Annotated in this window: 14 protein-coding genes; 12 read left to right on the top strand and 2 right to left on the bottom strand. The window is 55.2% G+C overall.

Going from position 1 to position 9,305, the window contains the following annotated elements:
* Positions 1-47: 47 nt before the first annotated feature.
* Positions 48-344 carry a hypothetical protein gene (locus BBD46_RS22820; RefSeq protein ID WP_071403223.1) on the bottom strand — a complete coding sequence of 99 codons (297 nt, stop codon included), beginning with the start codon at positions 342-344 and terminating at the stop codon, positions 48-50.
* Between the two features lie 206 nt (positions 345-550).
* Between BBD46_RS22820 and BBD46_RS23395 the strand changes: the two genes are divergently transcribed.
* From BBD46_RS23395 to BBD46_RS18955, 12 genes are all read left to right on the top strand, one after another.
* A complete protein-coding gene (locus tag BBD46_RS23395; protein ID WP_256375005.1) occupies positions 551-685 on the top strand; it encodes a hypothetical protein in 135 nt (44 codons plus the stop codon).
* 192 nt (positions 686-877) lie between these two features.
* Positions 878-2,152, top strand: coding sequence for an RNA-guided endonuclease InsQ/TnpB family protein (locus tag BBD46_RS18900; protein ID WP_071403224.1), 1,275 nt, complete (start codon positions 878-880; stop codon positions 2,150-2,152).
* A 128-nt stretch (positions 2,153-2,280) separates the two neighbouring features.
* A complete protein-coding gene (locus BBD46_RS18905) occupies positions 2,281-2,601 on the top strand; it encodes a winged-helix domain-containing protein (RefSeq protein ID WP_071403239.1) in 321 nt (106 codons plus the stop codon).
* A 6-nt stretch (positions 2,602-2,607) separates the two neighbouring features.
* Entirely contained in the window at positions 2,608-2,856 is a 249-nt protein-coding gene (locus BBD46_RS23605) for a type II toxin-antitoxin system RelE family toxin (RefSeq protein ID WP_071403225.1), read from the top strand.
* A gap of 705 nt (positions 2,857-3,561) precedes the next feature.
* The gene (locus BBD46_RS18915) at positions 3,562-3,909 is read left to right on the top strand and encodes a DUF5658 family protein (protein ID WP_071403226.1); all 348 of its coding nucleotides are present in this window, start codon (positions 3,562-3,564) and stop codon (positions 3,907-3,909) included.
* Between the two features lie 129 nt (positions 3,910-4,038).
* Positions 4,039-4,371: a helix-turn-helix transcriptional regulator gene (locus BBD46_RS18920; protein ID WP_071403227.1), complete on the top strand. Its 333-nt coding sequence runs from the start codon at positions 4,039-4,041 to the stop codon at positions 4,369-4,371.
* Positions 4,320-4,715, top strand: a complete 396-nt coding sequence (locus BBD46_RS18925) for a hypothetical protein (RefSeq protein ID WP_071403228.1) — start codon at positions 4,320-4,322, stop codon at positions 4,713-4,715. Before BBD46_RS18920 ends, BBD46_RS18925 begins: the two co-directional genes overlap by 52 nt.
* A gap of 20 nt (positions 4,716-4,735) precedes the next feature.
* Positions 4,736-5,161, top strand: coding sequence for a hypothetical protein (locus tag BBD46_RS18930; protein ID WP_071403229.1), 426 nt, complete (start codon positions 4,736-4,738; stop codon positions 5,159-5,161).
* Positions 5,161-5,406, top strand: a complete 246-nt coding sequence (locus BBD46_RS18935; protein ID WP_071403230.1) for a hypothetical protein — start codon at positions 5,161-5,163, stop codon at positions 5,404-5,406. The genes BBD46_RS18930 and BBD46_RS18935 overlap by 1 nt, the downstream gene beginning before the upstream one ends.
* 64 nt (positions 5,407-5,470) lie before the next feature.
* On the top strand, positions 5,471-5,746 hold the full coding sequence (locus BBD46_RS18940) for a hypothetical protein (RefSeq protein WP_139173718.1): 276 nt from the start codon (positions 5,471-5,473) through the stop codon (positions 5,744-5,746).
* Positions 5,747-6,795: 1,049 nt separating this feature from the next.
* Entirely contained in the window at positions 6,796-7,686 is an 891-nt protein-coding gene (locus BBD46_RS18950) for a ParA family protein (protein ID WP_071403233.1), read from the top strand.
* Entirely contained in the window at positions 7,683-8,066 is a 384-nt protein-coding gene (locus tag BBD46_RS18955) for a hypothetical protein (protein ID WP_071403234.1), read from the top strand. Before BBD46_RS18950 ends, BBD46_RS18955 begins: the two co-directional genes overlap by 4 nt.
* 420 nt (positions 8,067-8,486) lie before the next feature.
* On the opposite strand, the gene BBD46_RS18960 is transcribed toward BBD46_RS18955, so the two are convergent.
* On the bottom strand, positions 8,487-9,305 hold an 819-nt coding region (locus BBD46_RS18960), incomplete at its 5' end, for an RNA-guided endonuclease InsQ/TnpB family protein (protein WP_139173720.1).

The raw sequence follows: 9,305 nt of genomic DNA on the forward strand, positions 1-9,305 counted from the left end.
CTGTCGGCAACGATCGCCTTGACGACCTTCTCATCTCGGTGTCAGGTTTAAATATAGTCGGGACGGAACGGTAGTTGAGACCACTGAACAGTCCTCACGCCGGCCTCGAGTGATCGGGACGGCAGAGACCAGGTCAACGTCGATCTTCCTTTGACCCCATCGTACGACCGCGAGTACGACGTTCTTGTCCAGGAGGCGGTGCGCCGATCATCGACGGCTACCGCTAGGGCGACCGACTCGAGGAGATCGCCGAGACCGTCGACGCCGATCTCCACACCGTCGCTCGCGAACTGCGACACGCGGGCGTGCTGGAACCCGTCGACGATCCACGCACGCTCGCGCATCTACACCACGACTACAACCACTCACTCGAAGAAATCGCGGCTGTCTTCCCCGACGGTCCTGGTGCGGAGATGGTTCGCCGCCGCATGAAACGCTACGGTATCGAGCACAGGGGCCAGACGCTGTCCTAACAACTCATCGCGGCCGATCCGGGCGATGTAGACGACCCACTGGCCCCGTCGATCCGCTGCCAAAGTGGACTGATTCGGTGGCTCACACCCACGTCGGGACCGCGAGCGGGACACCCAACGAACTTACGATCTACGGCACCGACGACCTCGACGATTCGTGTTGGCTCGTCGCGAACGGCGGCGCTTTCACCGACCTCGAAAGCATTCGCTAACCGACGAGTATCATATAACGAGTGACATGGTCACACTTAGCTGAAATAGAGGGCGCTAAGCCCCCGTCCTCAAGGAGCGAAGAGAGCATAGCGAAGTGAGCGAGTAGGGTGGGGATACAGCGCCCGCACGAATCGCAACCACTCTAATCAAAACCGTTAACAATCCACAACCACTGTCAGGAGACAAGTCGCATGGAGTACAGTCCACGATTCCGAGCTTTCCCGACGACTGGGCAGCGGGAGAGTCTCGACTGGACTCGTGACATCGTGCGACAAGTATACAACCACGCACTCCACGAATTCAACAAAATCCCAGAAAATAAGGGAACGCTTCGACAACGCGTCTGGCAAGTCCGAGACACTCTTCCAAACCTCAAACAGTGGTGGACTGACCTTAACAAAGTCTATTCCACCGTGTTGCAGAAAGCTGTTGAACGCATCCGCACCAACATCAACAACCTTGGCAAGCTGAAAGCCAAGGGATACGATGTTGGCTCGTTGAACTGGAAAGCACCGCGTGAGTATCGGAGTTTCACGTATCGGCAATCGGGCTTCGAACTCGACAAAAAGAGTGGCCCGAGAGACCGAGCAATACTCCGACTCAAAAAAGTCCGCGGTGAAACCTTGGAGATTCCAATCCGACTCCACCGTGACCTGCCCGAGCACGACGCTATCAAGGAAGTTACGGTGAAGAAAGAGTCGACGGGAGCATGGTACGCGTCGTTCTGTATCAGCACGGACGAACCAGAGAAACCCGAGCCTGAAGATATTGATTCTGAAGATACCGTCGGGCTCGACCTTGGCGTGCTTAACTTCATCCACGATTCCAAAGGACGCTCTATCGACCGTCTCGACTTGTCCGATGAACGCGAGCGCCTCGAACGCGAGCAACGCTCGCTCTCTCGCAAACAGTACGAGTCGAACAACTGGCAGAAACAACGCCGATGTGTTGCCGAGGTTCACGCTCGGATGTCAAACAAGAAGCGCGATTACAAGCACAAAATCGCACACTTCTACGCGACGACGTACGACGCGGTGTTCGTCGAGAATTTGAACGTGAAGTCGCTGCTGGAATCAGGTGGCAACGCTCGGAACAAACACGAGGTTGGCTGGAGTGATTTCCGCCAGATTCTCGAACATCACTGTGATAAGCACGGTACGCACTACGTTGAAGTGCCTGCTCAGGGCACGACGAAAGAGTGTGCCAAGTGTGGCTGTGAATCGGAGAAACCATTGTGGGTTCGAGAGCACTCGTGTCCTTCGTGTGGGTTCGAGTTGGATAGGGATTGGAACGCGGCGTTGAACGTGAAATCGTGCGGGTTGTCGGAACTAGGAGTGGTACACTCCAAAGCAACGCCTGTGGAGACTGCGACCGCTGTGGATACGCTTTCCGTGTCTGCAAGTCGCGTCGTAGAAGCAGGAAGTTCCGTCCTCAAGGAACGAACGGCGCAAGCCGTGAGTGAGTAGGGCGGAGTAGTTCACTCTGAACTACTGATCACTACACGTGCGAACTTGCCGGCGGAGATCTATCGAGGTCAATGAGCCCGGTTTGTACGAACCAAACGGTTATGTGGGACCACCACGTCAGTAGGGCTATGAGTCAAGGACGCGATGACGCGGGCCGATTTGAAGAATCTGTTACTGAACAAGATATCCTCAAAGTATTCGACTACGAGGATGACCCAGTCCTCACAGCGCCGGAAGTTGCTAACGGTCTTCGGCGGTTTGGGACACAAATTACCCCTGAAGGAGTTCGAAATCGGCTCAAGGAGATGGACGAGAAAGGCCTCGTAAGCCGTAAAAAGCTGGGCGCGAGAGCTGTGGGATGGTGGGCAGAGGTCGCCCCTGAACTGGATTCTAGTACTGCCAAAACTGTTGACTCGAGAAAGGAGTCTGACGAGTGGGAGGAATTGTAGCGATATATGGCGACAGTGTTGTTGCATCCTGATGTGGAGAAGGAGCTACAATCTCTTCCAAATGATATCGAGAATCGAATCCGATCGAAGTTGACTGAGGCCGAGGAGAATCCAGACCGTCATCTCAAACCGCTCAAGGGACGAGATGAGTATTCGCTCCGCATTGGGAAACGACGAGCAATTATCGATTGGGTCAAAGAACAGAACGAACTTCGAGTACTAGAACTCGATACTCGAGACACAGTCTATCAGTAGTACAGTCCACAAAAACCGTGATGTAGTCACTATACCTGCGCACTGAACGCTTTCTCTCTAAGTGGTGGAATTTGTTCGCCACTCGTTGATGAGCGTTGGTACGATTACCCCAACCACAATAAGAACAGCTATCTGAACGACTGTACTTTCTGTAACGGTCGTTGAGGCATACGAGAGGGCAATCCCGAGTATCACAAAAACAGCTACAATTTGTGTTTCTTTACTAATCATGTCTCATAATTGTCCTGTTCTTGTAATAGTGTTCCGTCCATTAGATGACCTGTACTTACTGATCGTGGGCTAATCATCAAGAGGGAATACGACTCTTTCTGTGACCTTCTAACTGTTCAGAATCTCTTTGCCAATTAGAATGCCAGTGGGCACCGGTGTGCCTCTGACAACCGACTACTGTGCCCTACATGCCGACTGGCAATCCATAGTTTGCTGATGAGTCGGGCTCTATCAACGATAGACGTCGGATGGCGAGGTGCTATGTCCCAGTGGAGTGGTGTGTCACTGATTGGACTGCGATGTCATTGCTGGCAACGACAGGCCGTTGGTCCTCGCCAGTTCGGTTGTTAGGATAGGCCAAGGATATACTTGTTGAAAATATTGATAATATCTATGGGATACGGGTTCTACTCGTCACGTCTGGTGACGGTAGTCGGCACAACACTCTAGTTTTGGTCCGTTGCCCATCCGAACATGGCAACACGACAGGTAACGCCCGAAAGGAACGTTCCGACGATTTCCGTTCGCACACTCGAGTACGCCTGCTGGCTGCTCGTCGCACTCACGTTCGTCGGGGATATCACCACGACCCACGTCGGGTTGCAGCTCGGGCTGGCTGAATCCAACCCAGTCGGGCGCGCAGCAATTGAGTCGGCCGGAATCTTCGGGATGGTCGCCCTCAAGGTGTTCGCCGTCGCCGTCGCGCTGGCCTGTCGGCCACTGCTCCCGGCATCGTACCGCCCGATCATCCCGGCAGGTCTGACGCTCCCGTGGCTGCTGGCGGTCGGCATCAACACGTGCATGATTCTGACCGCCGCGTAACTACCTCTCTTTCAGAGTAGTCCTTTGACTTCCCGACTCTGAATATCGTTGAATGCGGTAGTCGGGGGAACGTTCAAGTACAATATTCATGCCTTTTGAAATATAATGATGGTTGATACGCCACCACGAATGGACGGCTTGTCCGGCTTCCAGCGCGATTTGCTGTACGTCGTTGCAGGCAAGCACCGGCCGTCGGGCCAAGACATCAAAGACGGCATCGAGAGCTACTACGAGACCGAAATCAACCACGGGCGGCTGTACCCGAATCTCGACGCGCTAGTCGACAAAGAACTCGTTGAAAAAGGGCAGGTCGACCGGCGGACGAACTACTACGAGCTGACGGCTCGCGGCGAGCGTACAATCACGTCACGTCAGCAGTGGGAATCCAAGCAGGCCGCGGAGGTGCCAGCATGGGTGTCTACAAGATCGACGCAGACTACAACGCTGAAGGATCGGTTCTGAACAATTCGGACGACGACTTCCCCGCCCGAATCCAGATCGCAACGCGGCATTCGTTCGGAGAACTCCGCTTATCGCGAGACGAGTACTCGAGTGTTATGAAACTCGTCACGGAAGTCGTGGACAGTAGTGAACCATCCGAGTGCACAATTAAGGGTGGCAGATTCAGCATCAATGCAGCGCCGCCAACAACCGAAGACACGTGGGAGATCGACATTCAGAAAGACAGGCTTCACTATAAGTTCCCAATTAGCGAGGGCGAACTGGGCGGACTCAACGATCTTCTCCGAACGGTGCATCCAGAGTATGACACGCCCAACAACCCTGACGTAGAGGTGCCAGCGTAGATGCCAGCGTACGAGTACCGATGCATCGGCTGTACGCCGACCGGATGGCGGCAGACGGATTGGACTGCCGATCGGGAGGCGGCGGTGGCAGATTACGAGAATATCTCTACGAGCAAGACGAGGAAGACCCACGCTTCTCGTTCTGGCTCGAGACGAGTGATGGAAGCGGTATGTCGCTGTACGAGCGCCCGTCAGACGGTCATGGAATGTGGCTCAAGCCGTCAGAGGGAAGCGATCACGACGCGGTCGAACCAAGTGACGAACTAAAAGAGATCATTGCCGAATTGATAGGCAACGATGTAGACGCCGATCGCGTCCACAGCCTCGAGCCGCACGAGCGGTATTTTGCCCAGGTCGTCCACGGCACTGTTGAGCAGAACCCAGACGCGATCCCTAACCCTGTCTGGGGATGGATGCACGACGTCTCCGAGGAGGTGTCGGCGTAATGCCCTCTCAGCAGGTCAACCGCGGCGATGAGTGCCCCCGGTGTGGCCGTGAGGTCAAACGAATTGAGATTTCCCGACTGTCGTCGATCGCGTTCAAGGAGGGGATGTATGAGATGTGCATCTTCGATAACGCCCAGCTCGACAGTCGGTATCGGGGGAACACAGTAATCGCGCTACACGAAGAAATCCCCATCTTCAGCGGACCGGAAGCGGCTATTCGGAATAGAGGTGAAGCCGGTGACTGAGCTAGATCTGGACACGTAGACATACCGGACCGAACCAGCAACCCGTCTCTACCCGTGCCAGAGCTTGCCGTCGACGCTTGACCAGGCGCTTGAGGCAGCCCGTGACGACCCGTCGCTACCGATGCTGACTCGGATGCTGTTGGACCTCTCGACGGTGTCACACATCATGGTCGATGGGCAAGACGACCGCTGGCGACCGACGTCGATTGCGGTTCATTTCGGCAGCGACCACGGCACCGGGACAGACGAACCCATCACGCTCATGCAGCGAGGTGGCTGGGGGCCAATGCACGTGTGCTTTTCGCGCCACCAGATCACGTTCGAGGAGGTTGACTCGTGAGCGTCCAGAAAGAGATTTTCGACTGTAACAACGGGGACTGCCAACGCGATCGCGTCTCGGCAACGCTGGCGACGTTCACGACACCAGAGACAGCGCGGTGTCCTGATTGCGGGGACCGACTTTCCAAGTGAGTCTCAGTGCGTGGTCCGGTATTTTGCGTCTGAGATGATCCAACGGTAGGCCAGCCCAAGTCCAAGCATCATAATCACAATCCCGCCATAGAGTAGCGTTTGGTGTTCTGTAAGCCCAAATAGCGCCGGCACGTCCTGGCCAAACTGTGTCGGATTCAAAACCCCACTGGTGGTGTAGGCCGAATAGATTGCGAGCACACCAAGCAAGAACAGCGCGACTGCACCAAGTTGAAGCCCAACCTTCGCCCACACTCGGACTCGAATCCACACTGTCTCTAGTCGGACTTTGGCACTCTTGAGACCCATGACATAGTCCAATAATCCATAAGCCGTGAATGTTCCGCTGCCAGACATCTATTGTCGTCTGCCGTTTTTCCAACAGAAACACGGTGTCCGAAACGCCTACCTCTTCCCAGTCGAAAGCCGTGCGTGCCGTCGTGCTGCCGGTCACGAGACCGACATGCGTGTTGCCATCTCAGTCGATCGTAGCAGGCGACGGTGGCTTTCACTCTGCATTCGGGGCACACACGACTCCTGTGTGGCCCTACAACACTCCACAACGGTTTTCTTGACTGATACCGTAGTTGAGTTGCCGCACTCACAATACCAGTATTCACTGGGGCGGCAGCAATGCCGCCTGTGACTCCTACCTCCCCATCAGTATCTACTCTACATAACTCGTCCGTAGTATCTACAGGACTTGGAATAGGATAGGTAGGTGAAATAGGCATAATAGGTAAAATAGGTACAATAGGCACAATAGGTACAACAGCTGCAGTAGCTACCTTGCCTTAGGTACCTATTACAGCTATTGCAGTAGAGTTAAGGCAATCTAGAAAGAGGTGTATATCGTCCGTTGAGACAGATTTGGGAACAATAGGCTCCTATTGTGCCTACTGCAGCGGGCGGAGTCACACAATGGCAGTAAACGACCCACGCGCAGTTAGCGTCGTGATCTTGAAAGGTGGAGTCGGCAAATCAACGACCTCGATGAATCTTGCTCGGCAGCTTGCCGAGCGAGGTGACACGCTGTTTGCAGACCTGGACCCAAACGGTCACGCAACGAACGGGCTCGGATTCGAAGCAGCCTACCAGTCCGATACAAACCTCGGAGACGTAATTCTCGAGGGTGATGCAACACCCACTGATATTATTCAACCAACCGAGTACGGCTTCGACCTCCTCCCGTCGTCGAACACACTCGAGGATGTTGAGAAGGACTTGGCTGGTGCAATGCAAGGTTCGGCACGAGTAAAGTCAAAGATTGTTGATCCGCTACTCGGCAACGAGTACAGCTACATCGTGTTCGACTGCCCGGCCTACCCCGGCATGCTGAACAACAACGCGCTGGTTGCGACCGGCAACGTGATGATCCCGATCGAACCTGGCTCGAGTGCGATCGGCGGATACAAACGCACGATGGAACGGCTCATTCAGCCTGCACGGGAGTACATCGATGTCGATGTGCTCTCTGTAATCCCGAACAAACTTTCGGACCGGATCGACCAGCAGACCGAAGATCGTGAGCTGCTCGAAAACCTGAACACGGCGAGTTTCGAAGTCAACCCCGAGTCGGGAGAGACACTTCCCGAGGTCGTGCCGAACTTCGCGCGGATCACCGCTGAAGGATTCGACGATATCGACGCCGGTCGAATCAAGCCGCCAAAGCCAGGCATTCGCCATCGGTCAGTGCTCTCCCGTTCACTCCAGCACAACCAGCCTTTGCAGGATTACGACCCCGAAAGCGACCAGATCGAGCATTACGAAGAACTCGCAGAGATTGTGGCCAATGGGGGTGTCTCCCGGTGACGAATCCTTTTGACGATTTAGAGTCCGACGGGGATACAGACGGCCAAGAAGAGACGGACACCGAACCAGAGCCGGAACCCGTTCCGGAACCGACAACGCAACCAACACGATCGATACCGGAGCAGGCAACGAATCCTGAACCAAAACCAGAATCAGGGCCGGCGTTCGAATACAACGAGGTCCAGCAAAAGCCGTTTTACGCACGCGCTGAGACGGTCGCTAACTTTGAGAACAGTATTCGAACTACGATTATTCCACAACTTGCCGAGGCCGGTGTTCTCGACGAGGAGATGCGAGAGATTCACGACGCAGTGCTTCGGCTCGCGAATGAACAGCCTGAGCGAGTTGCAGAACTCGTTCTTGAAGAACGCCGTCGGTGAATCGCCTGTAGAACTCCGAACATCTGCTTACTGTTTACGAACCTTCCGGCAGTGAAGACACTGCTCGCCGTCGGACTCGAGTATCTCGGCGCCGTAGACTGTCGTAACGAAGTGGGCGCCACACGCTGGTAGACCTTCCGAATCCAGACTCTATCACGAGATTCGGTTTATCACTGTACGTCCATGCGCCGCAAGGGTCGCTCTTACATCGCAAAACCTTGCCGTCTCGGTGTCAGGAAAGCGGTCCGACGGTGGGTGACTGTTCGACTTTCGTTGGTGTCGCGTGCGTGCTCATGCTGTCTTACTGTTTCCGGCGTCCTCGAATGTCCGAGTCCATCGTTCTGCAGATATAGGATATGTCAACTGCCCCGCGCACGGTGGCCGGGGCTTGTCAGTGAACTCGGCCTCTGCCGACCGTAGTTAGTCGGACGGGACAAATCCACGGTTCGGCGTCACCGTTCCTGACTTCAGGGCGAGTTGACTGTCGCCCGTCCGCCGAGACGACTGTAGGCCCCGACGGACAAACCGCCACCCAACATTCTTTGCACCCACGTAATCCGCATTCTGTGTTGCACCGCAGGCTTCACACTCAAACTCCGCCTGTCGCACCCGATTCCCCTCGCTCGTATGCCCACAGTCGGGACACCGCCGACTCGTGTTCTTCGGACTTACAAACTCGATACTAATCCCGTGGGCTTCAGCCTTGTACTCCACAAGGTCAACGAGTTGCCGGTGTGCCCACTGGTGAAACTCCTTGACAGGTGGCGCACGCTCTCGGATGTGCTTCAGGTTTTCGAAGGCGATGTATTCACAGTCGTGTGTGCGTGCTTCTTCGAGAATCTGGTTAGCGACTTGATGAAGCTGATCACGGAGATACCGTGACTCGCGCCCGCTCATCTGCTGAATCGTCCGATGGGCAGATTGTGTCCCAGTCTGCTGAAGGGTTCCACGGATCCGCTCGAACTCCCGGTGGCGGTGCCTGAGTTTCCTTCCCGACGCAAAGTACGCTGTGCTGGTGGTGGCGATGTTAACGATGCCGAGGTCAACGCCGAGAACTGTCCTGTCCTCGTCGCCATCCTGTATTTCGACCTGTTTCTCGGGCTTCGGTTTGCGAAATCCGAGGTGGAGGTAGTAGTCGCCATCACGCTTTGACAGCGTGGACTCCGTTACTTCCCACTCGTCATCGGTGAGGTATTCGTGTTGATACCCGTCTTCTTCGTCGGGGAGGTTCAGGTCACA

The organism is Natrialba sp. SSL1 (genome assembly GCF_001861355.1).
In the GTDB taxonomy this organism is placed as follows: domain Archaea; phylum Halobacteriota; class Halobacteria; order Halobacteriales; family Natrialbaceae; genus Natrialba.